This is a genomic window from Chryseobacterium rhizosphaerae (genome assembly GCF_003385455.1).
In the GTDB taxonomy this organism is placed as follows: Bacteria; Bacteroidota; Bacteroidia; order Flavobacteriales; family Weeksellaceae; genus Chryseobacterium; species Chryseobacterium rhizosphaerae.
On the sequence record NZ_QNUF01000040.1, the window covers coordinates 1 to 21,294 of the forward strand.

Below are 21,294 nucleotides of genomic sequence, written 5' to 3' on the forward strand. Positions count from 1 at the left end.
ATACATTATACATTATACATTATACATTATACATTATACATTATACATTATACATTATACATTATACATTATACATTATACATTATACATTATACATTACTCATAAAATAGCCCCGATAGCAACGGTTACCCCGCAGCAAGTATCAGCCGGAGAGCTGGCGCGAGGAGTATGAGTGGATAGCGGGAAACAGCTCCTAAAAAATAAAAAGGCCTCCAAATTGGAAGCCTTCCTGTTATTTCATATTCACTACTTTATCTACGACAAACTTTGTGTTTCCTCTCCAGGGAAGTGCCCCATTGTATTCTTTGTAATGGAGATCAAAGGTTTTACCGCTATTGGTTTCCAGCTGTTTGAAAACTTCAGGGTCATCCACAGAAAATTCAAACTCATAGCTTGTAATACCTCCCGCTTTACCTTTTCCAAATCCTTCCTGAATCAGTTTACCTTCATACGTTTTGAAGACATAGCCTTTTTTCATGGCATAATTCAGGTATCCGGATTTCACACCTTCTCCAAAAACGAAGAAGTACTTATACCATACAAATACTCCTAACAATAGCAGTACGACACCGAGGGTGATCCACAAAGATTTTTTCATAGAATGTGTGTTTTAAAATAGTTATTTTGCGATACTTCTTGAGATCACGATTTTCTGGATTTCAGAAGTTCCCTCATAGATCTGAGTGATTTTTGCATCTCTCATTAATCTTTCTACGTGGTATTCTTTTACGTATCCGTATCCACCGTGAATCTGTACTGCTTCAATGGTAGTATCCATTGCTACCTGAGAAGCATATAATTTTGCCATAGCTCCGCTTTCAGAGATATCTTTTCCTTCATCCTTCTCACATGCTGCCTTGAAGCATAGCATTCTTGCTGCTGTAATCTGAGTAGCCATATCAGCTAATTTGAAAGCAATTGCCTGGTGGTTGATGATTTCGGTTTTGAAAGCTTTTCTTGTTTTAGCATATTTCAAAGCTAATTCATAAGCTCCCGAAGCAATACCTAATGCCTGAGAAGCAATACCGATTCTTCCTCCATTCAATACTGCCATAGCAAAGTTGAATCCGAATCCGTCTTCACCGATTCTGTTTTCTTTCGGTACCTTTACATTGTTAAAGATCAAAGAGTGAGTATCACTTCCTCTGATTCCTAATTTGTCTTCTTTTAATCCGATTTCAAAACCTTCCCATCCTCTTTCTACGATGAAAGCATTGATTCCTTTATGTTTTTTCTCAGGATCTGTTTGAGCAATTACGATATAATAAGAAGCTGTTCCACCGTTTGTGATCCAGTTTTTAATACCATTTAAAAGATAATAATCTCCTTTATCTTCTGCTGTTGTTTTCTGAGAAGTTGCATCAGAACCTGCTTCAGGCTCAGATAATGCAAATGCCCCGATTACCTTTCCACTTGCCAGAGGAGTAAGGTATTTTACTTTTTGTTCTTCAGAAGCAAACTTTTCAAGACCGGCACACACCAATGAATTGTTTACAGACATTACAACGGCAGCAGAAGCATCAATTTTTGCAATTTCTTCCATTGCCAAAACGTAAGAAACGCTATCCATACCTGCCCCTCCGTACTGTGGATCAACCATCATTCCTAAAAGACCCATCTCACCCATTTTCTTAACCTGTTCTGCAGGGAATTTCTGGTCACGGTCTCTTTCAATAACTCCAGGTAATAATTCATTTTGTGCAAAATCTCTTGCTGCCTGCTGAATCATCAACTGTTCTTCTGATAAATTAAAGTTCATAAAAAAAATAATTAGATAGCCGTAAATTTACACTTTTTAAGCAAATCTGGAAATATAAATTAGAAGTTAGAATAGAGTGATTAGAAGTTAGTTAAAAAAAGTATATTTCAACGAGGCCTATCGTTAGAAAAACGCCTTCAATAATCAATATATTATGGTAAACATTCAATTATTTCATTCAAACTTCTAAAATTAAAAAAAATGCTTATATTTAGATTTCTTTATAAATTACTTAAAAAATCATGACGATAAAGAGATTATTCGATATTCCTCACTACGCTTTGGAAAAATATCCTAAAACGGATATGTTTGTCACTAAATACCATGGTGAATGGAAAAAAACTTCTACACAAGAGTTTATTAATGAGGGAAATAAGATATCCAGAGGATTACTGAAGCTGGGAATAAAACCAGGAGATAAGATTGCATTGATCACTACCAATTCCCGTACGGAGTGGGCTATCATGGATTTCGGAATGTCTCAGATCGGTGTTGTTTCGGTACCGGTTTATCCTAGCATTTCTCCTGAAGATTATGAATTTATCTTCAATAATGCAGAAATACAGTATTGTTTTGTTTCTGACAAAGAACTGTTCAATAAAGTAATGAAAGTAAAACACAATATTCCCAGTCTACAGGGAATCTTTACTTTCGACAATATAAGCGGTGCTGCCAACTGGAAAGAAATTCTGGATCTTGGTAAGGATGAATCTACACAAATTGAAGTGGAAGATCTGTCCAATGCCATCAATACGGAAGACCTGGCAACGATTATCTACACTTCCGGTACTACCGGCAGACCTAAAGGAGTGATGCTGACCCATAATAACATTGTTTCCAATGTTCTGGGATCTATTCCAAGAATTCCCAAGAAAAGAAGCCTGGACTACAAGGAAACAAGAGCGTTAAGCTTCCTTCCTATCTGTCATATTTTTGAGAGAATGCTCTTTTACCTTTACCAATATAACGGATTTTCACTTTATTTCGCCGAAAGTATTGACAAAATGGGAGAAAATGTAAAAGAAGTGAAACCTCATTATATGACGGTGGTTCCAAGACTGGTAGAAAAGGTATATGATAAGATTTACAATACCGGTTCTTCCGCAGGAGGATTGAAATCAAAAATATTCTTCTGGGCATTGAATTTAATTACTAAAAAGAAGGAAATTTCAAAACCGTCCGGAATACAGGAAATCATCGCAGACAAACTGGTATTTTCTAAATGGAGAGAAGGTTTAGGCGGTGAAATTATCACTTTAGTTTCCGGATCTGCAGCTTTGTCTACAAGATTAAACCTCATGTTCCAAAATGCAGGAATTCCTATTTTAGAAGGATATGGCTTAACGGAAACATCTCCTGTAATTTCTGTGAACAGCTTTGAAAAAATGAAAGTGGGAACCGTAGGAGTGCCATTAGATAATTTAAAGGTAAAAATCCAGGAAGATGGTGAAATCACAGTAAAAGGACCTTCTATATTCAAAGCCTATTTCAAAAATGAAGAAATGACCAAAGAGGCCTTTACTGAAGATGGATTTTTCAAGACCGGAGATATCGGGCATATTGACAGTGATGGATTTTTACAGATTACAGACCGTAAAAAAGAAATGTTCAAAACTTCCGGTGGAAAATATATTGCACCTCAAACTATTGAAAATTTGGCGAAAGCATCTAAATTCATTGAACAGATCATGGTTGTGGGTGATGGTGAAAAAATGCCATGTGCATTGGTACAGCCTGATTTTGAATTTGCAAAAAGCTGGGCCATGCGAAATAATTTAAATATCGGCTCTACCCCTGAAGAAATTGCTAAAAGCACAGAATTAAAACAAAGAATAGAAAAAGAAATTGAGGGTATTAATGAGCACCTTGGAAACTGGGAGAAGATCAAAAAGATTGAACTGACCCCTGAAGTATGGAGTATTGAAAGCGGATTGCTTACCCCAACCTTAAAGCTAAAAAGAAAGGCCGTAAAAGAGAAATTTATCGCCCTGTACAATAAGATGTATGATCATCATGAATAAAAACATTAACCGCTTCTTTGGAGCGGTTTTTTTATGCTTAAAAAAGAGCATGATGTTTAATGTTTAGGCTAAAGCCATTGGAATATGGATCTTAAAGTAAAACGGCTAAAGCCCGTTTCTATTGAATATTTTACTATTTCAAACTATTCGGCGTCCTGTTTTGTCATTCCGAAGGAATCTAAACCAGCATTTTCATAAACAGCAAAGAGCATTGGTGTTATTTGTGAAAACATTGGTGCCATTAGTGTTGAGTAACCACCATATATTTTTAAATATAAAACAGACCAGGACCATTCCTATTGAATACTTTCCCCTTCTAGCCTATCCGATTATCAGATATTCCCAACCACTCAACGTCCTGTTTTGTCATTCCGAAGAAATCTAAACCAGCACTTTCATAAACAGCGACGAAGTTTTATCTAAAAAGCATTAGTGCTATTTGTGAAAACATTTGTGCCATTAGTGTTTAACAGCCACCATATATTTTTAAAATAAAACAGACCAGGACCATTCCTATTGAATACTTCCCCCTTCTAGCCTCTCCGATTATCAGATATTCCTAACTACTCAACGCCCTGTTTGTCATTCCGAAGGAATCTAAACCAGCACTTTCATAAACAGCGACGAAGTTTTATCTAAAAAGCATTAGTGCTATTTGTGAAAACATTTGCGCCATTAGTGTTTACACCCATCTCCCAAAACAACACCTATTTCAAAAAAGACTATAAAAAAAGCTGTCTCATTTCTGAAACAGCTTTTGTATTATTTAAAATCAATAATTAGAATTTAATTACAGACTTCATTTTTTCGTTTTCTTCCATTACCAACTCATCGTCTACAAGAATTTTTCCAGAGTGTTCGTCAATAATAATTTTCTTTCTCTGAGCAATTTCCATTTGCTTTTGAGGAGGAATAGTGAAGAAAGATCCTTTTGGAGCACCTCTTTCTAATCCTACTACTGCAAGACCGTTGATAGAGTTTGTTCTGATTCTGTTGTAAGAAGCCAATAATCTTTCATCAATTTTACCTGCGAATTCTTTAGATTGCTCTAACAGATATTCTTCTTCCTTTTGAGTTTCAGACACAAGATCGTTTAATTCTTCTTTCTTGAATTTCAAGTGGTTTTTTAAATCATCGATCTTTGCGTTCAATTCGCTTAAAGTTTCGTTTTTGTGAGCAATTTTAACCCCGAATTCTTTAATTCTCTTATCAGCAAGCTGAATTTCCAGATCCTGGAATTCCATTTCTTTTCCTAATGCTTCAAACTCTTTGTTGTTTCTTACATTATCCTGCTGAGATTTATATTTCTCAATTAAAGCCTTTGCATGGTTAATAACTTCATGCTTGGTTTTAATCTGATCATCCTGTTCTTTGATGTCTGCATGAAATTTTTCAGCTCTTTTCTCAAGACCTTCAATCTCGATTTCAAGATCTTCAACTTCAATTGGCAATTCTCCTCTAGTATTTCGGATTTCATCCAATCTTGAATCAATGATCTGTAAATCGTATAAAGCTCTTAATTTTTCTTCAACTGAAATATCGTTGGTTTTTGCCATATGTTAAATGAAATAATTTACTGGGTTTGTTTTTTCAATAGATTTTGAAATTGCAAATGTACTAAATTTTTGTGATAAAATTTCAAATAATTGTTGACTTACAAATTGTTCTGATTCATAATGACCTATATCACAGATCAGCATTTTGGACTCCGCTAAAAAATAATCGTGATATTTAATATCTCCGGTGAGGTAAACATCACATTTTTTGGAAATTGCAGCTCTGATTCCACTGGCTCCGGATCCTCCGAGAACCCCTACTTTTTTTATTTTTTTATGATTAAAAGCAGAGTGTTTTATCACTTCAAGACTGAATTTTTCTTTTACAAACTGCAGAAAATCCTTTTCATCCATTTCATCCTCCAGCTCACCATACATTCCCAATCCGGCATGTTGATTTTTATTATCCAGAGTATAAACCTGATAAGCCACTTCTTCGTATGGATGCGCGGTCTTCATTGCACCAACGATCTGCCCTTGCTTATAAGATTCAAAAATTACGGAAATCATATCCTCATCAGCATTTTCACGAATATTTTTCTCTCCGGAGAATGGGTTGGAGCCTTCTACCGGCTTAAATGTTCCATTCCCATTGACGGTAAAACTGCATTCATCGTAAAAACCTATATTGCCCGCTCCTGCTGAAAACATAGCCTCTCTTACTTTTTCAGAATAGTCTTTAGGTACAAAAACCGTCAGCTGCTTCAAATTATTTTCTTTAGGCTGAAGAATTTTCATGTTCTTTAATCCCAGCTGACTGCATATTCCGTGGTTGACCCCAAAGAAATCATTATCAAATGCCGTATGAATAGCATAAATCGCAATCTTATTTTCAATAGCCTTTAAAACAGCTCTTTCAACATAGTTTTTCCCAGTTATGGATTTTAGCCCGGAAAATATGATCGGATGAAAACAGACAATCAGATTACAGTTTTTCAGAATTGCCTCTTCTACTACATTTTCCAATGCATCATGGCATACCAGAATTCCGCTTACATCACGATCCGGAACACCACACAGCAATCCCACGTTATCAAAATCCTCTGCCTGTCTGATACTTATTTCCTCTTCAATCTTTGAAATTACAGCTCTTAGCTTCATTAGTCTATTTTTACAGTTACAGCGAAGATATTAATTTTACAAGGATTCCGAAAAAATTTCTACTTCAATAAAAAACTATTGATATATCATAATGACATAGGTAATATTGGGAATTTCCTTTTAACAGACCTATCTTTACGCTATACTTCATGAAAATGATTATCTTCACTGTGAAATAACCCAATTTAAATGGAAAGAGAACACAATCTTGTTCCGGAAGATACACTCTGGAAAAGATATCTTTACAGGATCATCTACCGCTCCGACACTAAGCTCGGAAAACTTTTCGATATTATATTATTATCCTTAATTCTTGTCAGTACTGCTATCATTATGATGGAAAGTGTACCCCAGCTGGACAAAAGATTTCATTATACATTTCTAATTCTGGAGTGGATTATCTCTATTTTCTTTTCCATTGAATATTCCATGCGGATTGCCGTGGTAAAAAATAAGAAACATTATATTTTCAGTTTTTTTGGAGTTATTGATTTTTTTGCACTGGTTCCTTTTTACTTAAGTTTTTTCTTTCCGGTAACGAAGTATTTCCTGATTTTCAGAATGCTGAGAATGCTCAGAGTTTTTAGGGTTTTCAATCTTATGGACTTCATGAATGACGGTTCCGTGATTGTCAGGGCCTTAAAAAACAGTTCCAGAAAGATTTACATTTTCCTTTTATTCTTAATTATTTTTTCGGTAATCGTTGGTTCCCTGATGTTTATGGTGGAAGGAGGAAGACCGGGATTTGAAACTATTCCACAATCTATTTACTGGGCTGTAGTTACTGTAACTACCGTAGGATATGGAGATGTCTCTCCTATTACGCCTTTAGGGAAGTTTTTTGCGGTTGTTCTGATGCTGGCCGGTTACTCTATTATTGCTGTTCCTACCGGAATTGTAACCGCAGAAATGCGGAATAAAAGACAGAACCTGGAAAAAGTATGTGAACAGTGTGGTAACGAAGATATTGATGATGATGCCAGATACTGCAAACAATGTGGCAAGAAATTAGCTTAATATTTAGTATTCATTTAATTTATCAACCAAATACCACAAAATCATGGAACCACAAAAGAAAAACAAGCCCAATAGCTTAGTCATTATCCTTTTTGCATTAGTTGTACTAATGATTATCATCTACTTTATTCTTGTCATGTTCTTTCCAACAGTTTTTGAGATGATGAATACTGGAGATATACAACCCGTACCCAATAAATAATGAGTAATAACTTATAAATACACGATATAGACATAAAAAAGGAAGAGTGAAATATTTCACTCTTCCTTTTTTATAGTAAGAAATTAAAGCCTATTGTTTTATTTTTTAATCGCTTTAATGGTTTGCTTGGATCCGTCTTTCATATTCAGAGTTACTAAATAAATTCCTGATTTCAGATCTCCTAACTGAAGAACAGAAGCCGGTTGATCAATACTTTTCATTAATCTTCCTGAAATATCAGAAACAGAGATTGATTTTACCTGATCAATCTTTGAAATATTCAGTACTTCCGTAAATGGATTCGGATATGCCTGAACCGTATTTTTAGCTTTAGAAGTTTCTGAAGTTGCCAGATTTTCTTTGTTAATAGAGATGGTAAATGTTCCTTCCAAATCATCAGACCATGTACTGTAATTCCCTACATTCACATAATAGACCGTTCCGGCAACCGTTGGGATAGAAATTGTTTCTGTTTCTCCGGATCCATTCCCATCTATAGTGTCCACACAGGTCAAGCTGCCACATGCGCCGCTAAATACACCGATTTGAGAGTCAAAATAACTATCTGCAGGAGTGGTTACAGTGATATCGAAAGTACTTCCATCTCCTGTGAAAGTAAACCACGTCCCGTCATTCATCCCATTAGTACACATTTCAAGGTAGGCCCCATTATTAGTAGCCCCTGCAGCATCAGACTGTGTATAGGTATATGGGAATGCAGCGGCAGTTAAAGCACCTGAACATTCATCATTGGCCGGTGGTGGAGGTATAGTTCCTACACATAAATTAAAGCTCTGAGCTTCTCCAGCTCCGCCATAGCTGTATACTCTTATATAATAGGTATTTCCTGCTGTAAGACCGGTAAGAATTTCCATTCCACCATATCCGCACACGGTACTTACAAGATTTGCACAATCTCCGCTAAAAACCTGGTAATAAGCCTCATCATTAAAATCACTTCCAATAGAAACCACATTGCTGAGCGTAACTACATGACTGGTGCCTGTTGCGGTAAATTTAAACCAAACATCATCATCTGCATCGCCGTAGCACGGATCAGTCAATAATCCTGAGTCACTAGCACCCAGGGTATATCCTGATGCTACACTGCCACAGTTCATATCCGGATTTACTGTAAGTACTACAGCATCAGTACAGTCATCATTAGCCGGAGCAGCCGGAGCAGTTCTGAATTTAATGACAGAGCATCCTACAGACTCGCCTCCAGCACCTACTGCTGTTACTTTAAGATAATAATCGGTATCAATAGCCAGTGGAGAGGTAGGTGTAAAATTATTGGTCGTTACAGACTGCTGATTAACAATATCAGTTCCTCCAGGTGTTGTCCCTATAGAAATCTTATACCCCGTAGCTCCCTGAGGGGCATTCCACGTAATATCCGGTGACACCGGTATAAATGTTGAATTATTTCCCGGATATCCAACCATAGGACAAGCAGGAATAGGATTAATCGTAAGCCCCATAAGACTCACCACAGATCTATATTCCAACAAATCACCTGTTGGAGGGCTTGCTGGGTCAGGATTTGTAGAATCACTGCTGTAAGAAAGGGCACGGTCTGTTACCGAACCATACTTAAATACAGAGAATATGTCATCATCATCATAGTCTTGGGAATTTTCTTCTGCTGCAATAACTAAATTCTGCGTGTTGTTATAGGGAAATGGGGTAGCAAAAGTTATTTCTATTACTCCATTAGCATTCGTAACAGTTCCCGCATATACCTGTGTCAGCTGGGCTACAGGGATCCAGTCATCATCAGATGTAAAATTTGTTTTGGCTGTATGTCCCAGATAAACAACCCAGTCAGATGAATTATCAATAGACGCTGAAGCATCCAGATAAAATTTAACGCCGGTGATATTTCCCGCCGCATTAGCATTAATTTCCTGTTTGGTAAAGATCTGCTGAATATACGAATATCCATAATAAGGATTGATCGGGGCGTTCCCGGTTTCAGTGCTCCCTTCTCCAAGGTTGATTTGAGCATTTAATACCATGCTTATTGTAAACAGGCATAAAAGTAATATTTTCTTCATATTTCTTTAATTTAGTGTTAACTTGATTACCAAATTAATAATAATTTTAACACAACGTTTAAAAAAATTAAAAAAATATTAAAAAAAGCAGCAACTCTAGAGTTGCTGCTTTGTAATTATTAAAAATTAATGAATTTTACTTTTTTATGACTTTAAAGATCTGTTTAGATCCGTCTTTCATATATAATACAGTCAGATACATTCCGTGGTTTAAATCTCCCAATTGAAGTACAGAAGAAGGAGATTCTACAGTCTTCACTACCCTTCCTGCCAAATCAATGATTGAAACAGATTTCACCTGAGATACATCCGAAATGTTAATAACATCAGTAAACGGATTAGGATATACTTTAAGTCCTTCTTTTACCTTAGTCTCAGAAGTGGCCAACTGTGCAGCTGTCACTTTAAAATTATCTATAAAGAAGTCATAGTCTTCAGCATCATCTGTGGTACCCGAAGAACCGTAAAATGCAAAGATTGTATTAGGATTGGTATATCCTGTAAGATCCAAAGAATAAGTATTTAATGCATTGGAAGGCCCATTGGCTGCTGTCCATGTATTCAACACTGTCCATGTAGTTCCACCATCTGTGGAAACGACAAACTGCATTGTATCATCACTTCCCATAGCAGATGAAATAGTATCAGCAAAATCTGTCACTGCGTAATCAAATTCAACTTTATACCCTCCAGCAGAAAGGTCGAATGCTGCAGTCTTAAGCCATCCAATTCTGTTAGCGCTGTAAATATTCATTTTGGCAGCCCCAGTAGTTCCGGAATTAAGGAATCCGTCAGCAATCCACAATGCAGTAGATCCTGTAGATCCTGTAGAAGGCGATCCTCCGGATGCTTGTGACCAACACATTCCCGGGAATGTTGAAAAATCATTGGTATAAGCCGGAACAATAGCAAGGCAAGCCGTAGTAAATGTTACCGCACCTACCCATGCTCCTTTATCTGTACCATTACAGTTAGATCTTACCCAAACATAATATGTTGAACTCGCTGCAAGACCTGATAAAGTTCTGTTGGTAGCTGTGATATTAGTTATCGTTGCCGGAGTTGCTACAGTAGGAGTTGCATTGGATGTAGAATAATAAATTTCATATCCACTGCCCGGAGCAGTTGCAGGAGCAGTCCATGAAACATCAGCACTTTGAGCAAGAACAGCAGATGCCACTAATGCTGCAGGATCTGCACATGCAGGAGTCAGCTCGTAGTTTACATCATCGATAAGAACACTATTGGCAGGGCTTCCTGTGTGCCTGAAAGCAAGTGTTGTAGTTCCTGCCGGAGCAGTAATACTATTCACTATAAAATTATCTGCAACAGTGGTACTGGTCGTTGTAAAAATCCCAAGACTTACAAAAGAAGATGCCGCTGTAGGGTCTGTTAAATATCCCACTTCAACTTTCCCTCCTAAAGTAGAGTTTGATCTCGCTTTGAATCTCAATCTATAAAGACCTGTATCTAAAGTGCTTACTGGTCTCATTTTAACTACTGCAATATTACTGGCACTGGTACTGGAAGAATAGATATAGAGAACATTTGGAGCACTTCCTATTGAACCGGCCTGAGTATTGGCACTTCCTGTCGTTCCTACCTTTCCCCAGCATGCAGGCCAGTTTCCTGCTGTCACACCATCAAAATTTTCAGAGAAAGAGGTTACAGTACCACAAACAGTCGAAAAATTTCTTTCTGTACAGTTCGTTGAACTTTGTGTAGCTGTATAAGCACCTACCGAATAATAATAGGTTGTTGAATTATTAAGAACTGTAGGCAAGGTATAGGTCGTTACATTTCCTACATCTACATTATTCATAACATCCGTTCCTCCGGGAGTAGTTCCTATTCTCAATTTGTATCCATTCACTCCTGTTACAGCCGACCAGGTAAAGGTAGGTGATAACGAAACGTCAGCAGCAGCAGATGCCGGTGCAGAAACCGTAGGGCAAATTGACAAAGTAGTGAAGTTTCTTTCCGTACAACCCGTAGAAGTTTGGGTAGCATTATAAGAATTGATTGTATAGTAATATTTTGTATTGTAAGCCAACTCATTTGGTAATGTATACGTAGTAACATTTCCTACATCAAAAGCACTTAAAACATCCGTTCCACCTGCAGTCGTTCCGATAGATAATTTATAACCGGTAGCGTCAACATTGGCAGTCCACGTAAAAGTAGGCTTCAAAGCCACTCCGGTTGCTGATGAAGATGGAGCAGATACCGAAGGACAGAATGTTTTGGTCGTAAATGTAGCCCCATATACCCAGATACTCTGATCAGTTCCACAATTCGATCTTACCCACACATAATAAGTACTGGATGGTGTAAGTCCTGTAAGCGTTTGAGTTGTCCCCGTAGCGCCGGTAAAAGTTGGCGTAGATGCAGCAGTAGGTGCTGTTCCTGATGTACTGTAGTAAATATCATAAGTAGGTGCGGCAGTAGTAACCGTCCAGTTGACAGGAACAGTGGTAGCCGTTGTCGTTCCGGTAGTAACCGTCGCCGGCATCAGACAGTTCATAGCACTTACTTTAACATTGTCTATGAATATATCATCACTTCCAAAATCTCCCGTTGCAAGGAATCTTATCACTGCAGTAGAGCTATTAGAGCCTAAAACAACATTTTTACTGGACCATGTAGCAGAAGTTCCGAAAGCAGTACCTACCGTTGTAAAGGTAGCCCCGCCATCGGTTGAAAGCTGTATTTTAAGATTATCTGTACCGGATACATTCACATAATCAAAAGAAAGAACCCTCTCTCCTGTTCCGGAAGATAAATCAATATATAGATCCATATATCCATAAAGACCTGCAGAAACATGGTAAGAATGGAATCTTGCCGCAGGAGCCGTTGCCGGAGGAGAAATAGGTGTGGCCGTAGACTCAGAGACATCTGTCCATCCCGATACACTTGTAAAACCAGCATTAGCAGCTGTCAACTCGGTAGATCTCCATGAATTATCTCCTCTGGAAGGCCATGACCTCCAGTTTGAAACATTAGGAAGGTCTCCCACAGAATTTCCATTACCCCAGGCAGAAAAAGTTTCAGTATAAGGCATGGAAGCATAAGACGGAGCTCCAATCCAGTTTCCCGGAGTATATTTAAAACTAAGACCAGAAGCCGGAACCGTATTTCCGTTAGTGGTTCCTAAAGTACAGGATGTAGTTGTAGATCCTGCCCCTGCAGTGGTGCTTGTCCAGTCCGTCCCTACTCTGTTATTCAAATCAGAGCTTTCTCCTCCTTTTAACCCTACCTGTCCACTTAAGGTCGCTGTACCGGAAGCGCAGTCACCATACATAATCTCTACGGTATTAGCGGTTGTATCCAATACGATCTGGAAATTTAACTTTTGGGCAGCAGAACCGCTATTACTCTGAAGGTCTGTAAACTGAATCACCAACTTAGAACCGATTGTTTCGTAAGCAATCTCCGAAGTAGTGGTATTGGCAGCTCTTAAATTAGCTGTAAATCCGGCTACCGCGCCTTCAAAAGCTGAGTTGGTTGTCAGAACACTCGTATTACCGGCTGAGGGAGCAATTCCAAAGGTAATATACCCATTGTTGCTGATGTAAATACTGGTGTAGGTCTTACCATTGTATTTAAATGGAGCCGGCAAGGTAATAGCTGCAGAAGCAGCATCGGTATTCAAAGCAGTCCCGGACTGCCAGACAGTTTTACCTGCGGATAACGGAGTGTAGGTACCCAGACTCTGAACAAATCCGTAGCCATTATTGGTATTTGGATTCGCAGTTTGTGGAGGACCTACCTGTGCAGATACGCTATAAAAAAAAGCAGCCATGCACGTGAGTAGAAGTTTCTTCATATATAGTAAATAAAATTAGAGGGTAAATGTAAATAAATATTCAATAAAAAATCATAAATTAATTTAAATCAATGTTTAAAAATCAACAAATACTAATTATTTTTAATTAAAATTAAACAATTATTTAATTTTAACGTTTTTTCATTAATCAATGATAAATTATAAAAAACTGATTATCAGCAACTTGCATATATGAATAATAAATCCATATAATAATCAAGCTTCTATTTAACATAAAATAATTTTTGATAAAAAATCACTAAATTCACCAAAACCCAATAAAAAAAGCGGCTAAAAAGCCGCTTTTACAGATATTTATTTACCATTTTCTTTTAATTTAGATAAAATTCATACTTATTAAGCAGTTGAATTTCTTTGATAAGATCCCCATTGAGGTCTACAGAATGTTTCATAGACTGGACTTCTATATGAGAATCATCATCAATATTCTTAATAAAGAATTTTAGCTTCTGATTTCCCTTATTCCTTTCAAGAACTGTTCTGAAAAAATCAAGATCTTCAGGTCTTACGTCCATTACGTCCATCACCAGAGATATGCTTTTCGCAAATCTTTCAAATGCTTCCTGAAGCTCAATCACATCATTCACATTCACGAAAACCCGACCATCTTTTACCTGGGCAAATTTGATCTTAAAAATCACAAACCTCTGAACTTCAAGCTTTTCTTTCAACCTCATATAATCCCTGTCTCCAAGCCTGAAAGAATAAGATCCGGAATAATCTTCAAGCGTTACAAAAGCTACTTTCTCACCACTTCTGAAACCGTCCTGAACTCTATATTCCGTAATTAAACCTGCTACGGTGTATTCTTTCCCCCCGCCTCCGTTTTCTCTCTCTTTCTGCAGTGTTTTCCAGTCCTTCTTTTTCTCTTCAAACAATTCTTCCTGTTTATTTGCGAAAGCCTGCTCTTTGTAAGCGTCTACCTCATCAAGATTGAGAAATGAAAAAGTCCCTTTTGGCTCTGCTTTTTTGGTTACCTCTTCTATAACTTCCTCTTCTCCTGCAACTACGTCATCAGATACAATTTCAGTAAGGTCAACCGTTTCATCCTGTGAATCCTGTTCTAAAACAGGTGTTTCATCAGTCCCGGTCTTTTCTCCTTCCTCTTTTTCCAGCACCGACTTCTTGGAAAGCTGCCCCTGCATAAACTGGAACTGGTACTTGAATTCATCCAATGGATGTGCAGAAAGATAGAATCCAATGATCTCTTTCTCCTTATTTAAGGTATGCATATTGGGCCATTCCGGACAAGGAAGTAACTTCGGCTGTTCAATCTGGACCTCTTCTGCAAAATCAGCAAACAGGGAATGTTCCATCTCATTTTTACTCTCCTGAAAACTTTGTCCGTATCTGATCAATCTTTCCAGATTGGTTCTTCCAGCCATATCGATATCAAAATACTGACCTCGGTGGAAGGAGTCCAGTTCATCAAAAGCTCCAGCCAGCACTAAACTTTCTGCAACTCTTTTATTCATCTGAGAAGGCAATATCCTTTCAAAGAAATCATATATATTTTTAAACCTACCGTTTTCTCTTTCTCTGGTAATTCCCTCACTAGGCCCTTCACCAATTCCTTTAATAGCCCCAAGTCCAAAACGGATCTGTCCTTTTTCGTTTACTGAGAATTTATACTGCGATTCATTAACATCCGGACCTAAAACATCAACGCCCATACTTTTACAATCCTCCATAAACATAGTGATCGAATCCGTATTGTTAATGTTATTACTCATTACACTCGCCATATATTCGGCTGGGTAATTGGCTTTCAGGAAAGCTGTCTGATACGCAATAAATGCATAACAGGTAGAGTGAGATTTGTTGAAGGCATATTCTGCAAAGGCTTTCCAGTCATTCCATATCTTTTCCAGCCTCTCCTCATTCAGGTTATTCTTTCGGCCTCCTTCAATGAATTTAGGATACATCTTATTAAGAACGTCAATCTGCTTTTTACCCATCGCCTTTCTCAATGTATCAGCTTCACCTTTGGTAAAGTTGGCCAATTTTTGAGACAGAAGCATTACCTGCTCCTGATAAACCGTAATCCCGTAGGTTTCTTTCAGATATTCTTCCGTTTCCGGTAAATCATAAACGATTTCCTCAATTCCGTGCTTTCTGTTAATAAAGTTTGGAATATATTTAATAGGCCCCGGACGGTACAATGCATTCATGGCAATAAGATCGGCAAAAACCGTTGGCTTAAGCTCCCTCATGTATTTTTGCATCCCGGGACTTTCATACTGGAAAATCCCGACCGTTCTCCCTTCTTTAAACAGCTGATAGGTTCTGGTATCATCCAGGGGAATTTCATCAGGATCAATATCAATCCCGTGTCTTTCCTTTACAAGCTTCAAAGCATCCTTAATGATCGTCAGTGTTCTAAGTCCCAGGAAGTCCATTTTCAAAAGACCCGCACTTTCTGCCACAGAGTTATCAAACTGTGACACCAAAATATCAGCATCTTTCGCTGCAATGGTTACCGGAACAAGGTTACTTACATCCTCCGGCGTAATAATTACTCCACAGGCATGAATACCGGTATTCCTGATACAGCCTTCCATTTTCTTGGCACTTGCCAGTACTCCATGCCGGGCATCATCAGGACTGTTAAGAACATACCTCATCTCATCAACAAGCATCTGTTCTTCCGGTTTTAATTTTTCATATTTTGCTAATGCTTTTGCAATATTCATCCCTGGTGTAGAAGGAATAAGCTTCGCAATATTATTGGTATCAGGAATCGGAACATCCAAAACCCTTCCGGCATCTTTAATAGCAGATTTTCCACCAAGAACGGAATAAGTAATGATCTGAGCGACCTGATTTTGTCCATATTTATCAATTACCCACTTAATAATCCTGTCCCTTCCTTCATCATCAAAGTCAATATCAATATCGGGCATGGAAATCCTCTCAGGATTCAGGAATCTCTCAAAAAGGAGGTCATATTTTACAGGGTCTACATTGGTAATTCCTATACAATAGGCAACCGCTGATCCGGCAGCAGATCCCCTTCCGGGGCCTACCCAAACTCCCATTTTACGGGCTTCATTACAGAAATCCTGAACAATAAGGAAGTATCCCGGATACCCCGTATTGGCAATTACTTCCAGCTCAAAGTCAAGACGCTCTTTTATCTCCTCTGTGATTCCCGTATCCACATACCTCTTTTTAGCCCCTTCATAAGTAAGGTGAGTAAGATATGCCATCTCCCCTCTTTTTCCTCCATCTACATCATCTTCAGCATGAATAAACTCTTCAGGAATATCAAATTTCGGAAGAAGTACATCTCTTTTGAGGGTATAAGGTTTAAATTTTGCAAAGAATTCCTCATAGGCTTCAAATGCATCCGGATAAGCGAGAAAGGCCTCTTTTATTTCATCAGAATTTTTGATGTAATATTCTCCTGTAGCCAATCCTCTTCTTTTTCCAAATCCTTTACCCACAGGGGTTGTAAGCTTTTCACCATCTTTAATACAGCTTACGATATCCTGAATATTGGAATCATCTTTATTGGTATAAAAAGTTTGGTTTTGAGCTAAAATCTTAACATTATATTTGTCTGCCAGGTACAGCAGAACTTCATTCAGGTGTTCCTCCTCAGGAAGCTGATGATTTTGAAGCTGAACATAAAAATCATCTTCGAAAGTCTCTTTCCACCATTTAAAAAGCTCTTCCCCTTTTTGTTCCCCGGTATTTAGAATGGCATCAGGTATATCTCCAAGAATTCCTGATGTCAGCGCAATAATACCTTCCTTGTACTGAGCAATCAGTTCTCGGCTTATCCTGGGAACCCCAAAATAGAACCCTTTCAGGAATCCAATACTGGAAAGCTTGGCCAGGTTTTTATATCCATTAAAGTCTTTTGCCAGAAGAACAACCTGGGTTCTTCTATCGGGATCATCTTTGGTAAATTGTTTCTGTTCGTAACGTTCTGAGATATAAAACTCACATCCCACCACAGGAATCAGTGGTTCTGAAACAGGTTCTTCCTCATTAAATTCCTCTCCTTTTTCTTCCGCTTCCTGTTTTTTAGCCAGATATTCTTTATGTTTTTTTGCTCTGTCTCCATTAGTACCTTCCACAGCGGAAACAAACTTGAAAGCTCCCATCATATTTCCCAAATCGACCATTCCAACGGCAGGGAAGTTTTCATCAGTGGCTTTTTTAATCAGGTCATTGATACTCGAAGTGGCAGTCAAAGTAGAAAACACACTATGGTTATCAAAATTGAAATATTTACCCAGATCAATTTCGTCTATACTTCCAAAATCCTGCTGCTTTTTCTTATTGTTAAAGTCAGCAACCTGTCTTCGGATAACAATTCCAAAAGGTTTGATAGGATCAGGATAAAGACTTTTGAAATAAGCCAGCTGGTCTTCTGATATTTTCAGTATTTCAGCCGGAACCACACCAATCCTCATCATTTCGAAGAATACCTGAGCTGTGGCATTTACGTCAGCAGCAGCATTATGCGCTTCATCGAATTTATTTCCGTAAAGTTTTTCGTATAATTCTTCAAGTTTCGGAGATTTGTATCTACCTCCACGGCCTCCGCCAAGCTTACAGAAGTCTGTTCCCAGGATCATGGTATCAGCCCTCGGTTTTTCCTGTAAATTATCTTCTAAATTTTTTCTATAAAATTCTGCTCCTACAATATTGTAGTCAAATTCAACATTATGCCCGGAAACTACCCTTACCCTTTCAAGAACTTTTGAAAACTCTTCGAGAATCTCCTGAAGATCACGACCTTCTTCATTGGCGATTTTTGTAGTAATCCCGTGAATTCTGGCAGCATTAAAGGGGATATCATAGCCTTCTGGCTTTATGATATAATCCTGATTTTCAATTAATTTCCCATCATCATCATGAACCTGCCAAGCAATCTGAACCATTCTTGGCCAGTTATCTGAGTCTGAAAGCGGAGCATTAAAATTCTTTGGTAAACCGGTTGTTTCTGTGTCAAAAATTAAGTACATATAATTTTCTAACTTTTTTAAAAAAGAGAATGTAAAGTTACTTCATTTTTTTCTAATTCTGTTTTAAGACCATAATATAAATAAGCGTTTCTATTTTACAAATATTGAAATAATAACGAATTAAACAAACCAAACAGCAATTAAATCAAATTAAAATAAATCAAGTCAATAAATATTGGTATTCACAAAAAAAATCTATTTAAAATATTTTAAGTGGGCTTACTAAGGTTTTAGAGACTGATATCAGTCCGTATTTTTAGTTTAATGAACAAAATGTAGAGATTATCTCCTTAGATATGTTGTCAGCTCCCCCTTTTCACAGATCTCCTTCTACAATTAATTTTTAAAGTAAAATAATTCAAAAACAAAAATATCCGGGCTTAGCAATCTTCTTTTCATGAAAAAATAAACCAAAAAACCAAATATGAATTAATTAATTAAATCAAATAAAATAAGGCAAAAAATTAAAAAAAAATTAAAAAAAATAAAATAACAATCAAATAAAAAGCAAAATAAATAACTTATTGATAAATTCGCATAGCACAAAAATTAAAAAATTATCAATGTCATGAAGAAAATCTTTATTTCGATCAGCATTTTAGCTATTTCTTTAGCAAATGCACAAAACAACAATGAAGCTCTGGGAAGAAAATTTGAAAACCAGAGAATTGAAAACAGTAAAAAGTTTGACGCTTACATAGCCAAGCGCTATGGACAAGACAGAAATCCGGAAGTTTTAAAGGAAATTGAAAAGCAAAGAATCAGTTTAGCAGGCTTTATTGAAGATAAACCTTATTTTTATGAAGCTTATGATCAGGATCAGATTATGAATTCTAATTCTGACTACTTGCAGGGTGGTACTATCAGTGGGTTAACAGGTTCTTTTAATGGAGAGAATATTAAATTCACTATTTTTGACGGAAGCTCCGTTCCAGGCACACCTGGACGTGTGTTTGACGGCCATGTATTTTTCAACAATGCTACAGGCAGAATAAGCAATAAAGAAGCCACCACTGTAATATATGGAGATCATGCTACATCCGTTGCCGGTTTTATTGGTGCCAGAAATTATCCTTATTCAGCTACACTTAACGATGGGAGTACCAGAACTGTTAATTTTAAAGGTATTGCACCTAATTCAACCATAGATGCCTATGCTTTCTTACAAACAACATTACCTGGTGACACAAGCCCAAGTACTGTTTTTCAAAAGATAATCAGAGCACAGCCTAAAATATCCAATCATTCTTATGGTGGCAACTATGGATGGGGTAGAGGAACTGTAAGTGGCGCTACAGCATGGATCTGGAATGGGGCTTTTGGCAGTCCAAACACTTCTTTTGATGCTCAGGGTACTTATTTTAACAATGACAGGGATTATGATCAGATTGTTTATAATAATCCTTCATACATTATCGTAAAATCTGCTGGCAACTCCTATGGAGATGGACCAAGCGCTGCCACAAGTACTTATAAAAAATATTACTCAAATTCTTCAGGAGCTTTGGTAGAATTTGCCGCTACTGATACTTTACCAGCATCAAATTGCTCGCTTGGGTATGATTGTATTGGTATTGGATCTTTAGCTAAAAATATTATTATAGTAGGAGCAACTGATAGAATTACAACCAACGGAGGAAGATATACATCCTCAACAGATGTTATCCATTCTTCTTACAGTAGCGCAGGGCCAAGAGATGACGGTGGTATAAAACCTGATATCTCAGCTGTAGGAACTTCTGTAGCCAGTGCATCTACAGCCAATGGCGCAACAGGTACCCAAAGTTTAACAATAGGTGATGGAACTTCCTATTCCGCTCCTGTAGTAACCGGCATTATAGGTCTTTGGACGCAAATCAACAAACAACTCTTTAACAATGCAGAGCTTAATGCTGCTTCTGCAAAAACTCTAATGATTCACTCTGCTTTAGAAGCAGGTAATCCAGGTCCCGATCCACATTTTGGCTGGGGATTTATTAACGCAAAAAAAGGAGCAGAAATTCTTGTAGGAAAATCTAATAACTCACTAATTTTCAGCGATGAAACATTAACGACTGAAGTAACTAATACCAAGACTGTTAAAGCATCCGGAAGTGAACCGTTAAAAGTAACAATTTCATGGACAGATCCTGAGTTTACAAACTTTACAAGCCAATGGGGTAATGTGTACAATAACAGAACTTCAAAATTAGTCAATGATTTGGATTTAAGAATCATTGATACTACAGACAATACTACTTACCTTCCGTGGAGGCTTGATTACAACAATCCTATGACAGCATTAAAAGGTGACAATACAGTAGACAATGTTGAACAGGTCGTAATTGATACTCCAACAGCAGGTAGAAATTACCGAATTGAAATTACCAACAAAGGAACTCTGGTAAATAATACAGGGGCTACTACTCCTCAAAACTATTCAATTATCATCACAGGAATAGGATACACTTCAGTTCTGGGAACCCATGAAGCACCAGCCTTAAGTAATCTTGCTATAGCTCCAACTGTTACAAAAGATTTCACAAACATTTTAAAGGCCCCCAAAAAATCAACTTTCACTATTTATGATTTGTCCGGCAAAAAATTACAAAGCGGCACCATCAACAGCGATCAAGAAACCGTTGATTTATCAGCTTATACAAAAGGTATTTATATCGTCGAAGTAAAAACCGATCAAGAGGTTATAACTAAAAAAGTAATTAAGGAATAATCAATCAGACCATAATTTTATTGCAAAATACTAACAGT

11 protein-coding genes are annotated in these 21,294 nt (G+C 37.4%); 4 read left to right on the plus strand and 7 right to left on the minus strand.

All coding sequences use genetic code 11. The features are described from left to right. Positions 1-233: 233 nt before the first annotated feature. Both DRF57_RS21790 and DRF57_RS21795 read right to left on the minus strand, forming a co-directional pair. Positions 234-599 carry a hypothetical protein gene (locus tag DRF57_RS21790; RefSeq protein WP_047485689.1) on the minus strand — a complete coding sequence of 122 codons (366 nt, stop codon included), beginning with the start codon at positions 597-599 and terminating at the stop codon, positions 234-236. Positions 600-620: 21 nt separating this feature from the next. Further along, positions 621-1,760 carry an acyl-CoA dehydrogenase gene (locus tag DRF57_RS21795; protein ID WP_047485691.1) on the minus strand — a complete coding sequence of 380 codons (1,140 nt, stop codon included), beginning with the start codon at positions 1,758-1,760 and terminating at the stop codon, positions 621-623. 242 nt (positions 1,761-2,002) lie between these two features. Here DRF57_RS21795 and DRF57_RS21800 point away from each other — a divergent pair, with 242 nt between their 5' ends. Continuing rightward, positions 2,003-3,781 (plus strand): AMP-dependent synthetase/ligase, encoded by a 1,779-nt coding sequence (locus DRF57_RS21800; RefSeq protein ID WP_084086110.1) that lies wholly within the window; start codon positions 2,003-2,005, stop codon positions 3,779-3,781. Between the two features lie 779 nt (positions 3,782-4,560). Here DRF57_RS21800 and DRF57_RS21805 read toward each other — a convergent pair. Further along, on the minus strand, positions 4,561-5,337 hold the full coding sequence (locus DRF57_RS21805) for a zinc ribbon domain-containing protein (protein ID WP_047494193.1): 777 nt from the start codon (positions 5,335-5,337) through the stop codon (positions 4,561-4,563). Between the two features lie 3 nt (positions 5,338-5,340). Then, positions 5,341-6,438, minus strand: a complete 1,098-nt coding sequence (locus DRF57_RS21810; protein WP_047494196.1) for a Nif3-like dinuclear metal center hexameric protein — start codon at positions 6,436-6,438, stop codon at positions 5,341-5,343. 189 nt (positions 6,439-6,627) lie between these two features. Here DRF57_RS21810 and DRF57_RS21815 point away from each other — a divergent pair, with 189 nt between their 5' ends. Together DRF57_RS21815 and DRF57_RS23760 are read left to right on the plus strand one after the other, a co-directional pair. Beyond that, a complete protein-coding gene (locus DRF57_RS21815; RefSeq protein ID WP_047494200.1) occupies positions 6,628-7,455 on the plus strand; it encodes an ion transporter in 828 nt (275 codons plus the stop codon). A 43-nt stretch (positions 7,456-7,498) separates the two neighbouring features. After that, positions 7,499-7,657, plus strand: a complete 159-nt coding sequence (locus tag DRF57_RS23760) for a hypothetical protein (RefSeq protein WP_156126115.1) — start codon at positions 7,499-7,501, stop codon at positions 7,655-7,657. 98 nt (positions 7,658-7,755) lie between these two features. On the opposite strand, the gene DRF57_RS21820 is transcribed toward DRF57_RS23760, so the two are convergent. The 3 genes from DRF57_RS21820 to dnaE form a co-directional block, all read right to left on the minus strand. Further along, a complete protein-coding gene (locus tag DRF57_RS21820) occupies positions 7,756-9,717 on the minus strand; it encodes a T9SS type A sorting domain-containing protein (RefSeq protein WP_115920838.1) in 1,962 nt (653 codons plus the stop codon). Positions 9,718-9,853: 136 nt separating this feature from the next. Next, complete coding sequence (locus tag DRF57_RS21825; protein WP_115920840.1) at positions 9,854-13,546, minus strand: fibronectin type III domain-containing protein; 3,693 nt, start codon at positions 13,544-13,546, stop codon at positions 9,854-9,856. A 332-nt stretch (positions 13,547-13,878) separates the two neighbouring features. Continuing rightward, positions 13,879-18,546 (minus strand): DNA polymerase III subunit alpha, encoded by a 4,668-nt coding sequence (gene dnaE, locus DRF57_RS21830; protein WP_115920842.1) that lies wholly within the window; start codon positions 18,544-18,546, stop codon positions 13,879-13,881. A gap of 568 nt (positions 18,547-19,114) precedes the next feature. On the opposite strand from dnaE, the gene DRF57_RS21835 reads away from it, so the two are divergent. Further along, entirely contained in the window at positions 19,115-21,256 is a 2,142-nt protein-coding gene (locus DRF57_RS21835; RefSeq protein ID WP_047494210.1) for a S8 family peptidase, read from the plus strand. Positions 21,257-21,294: the final 38 nt, after the last annotated feature.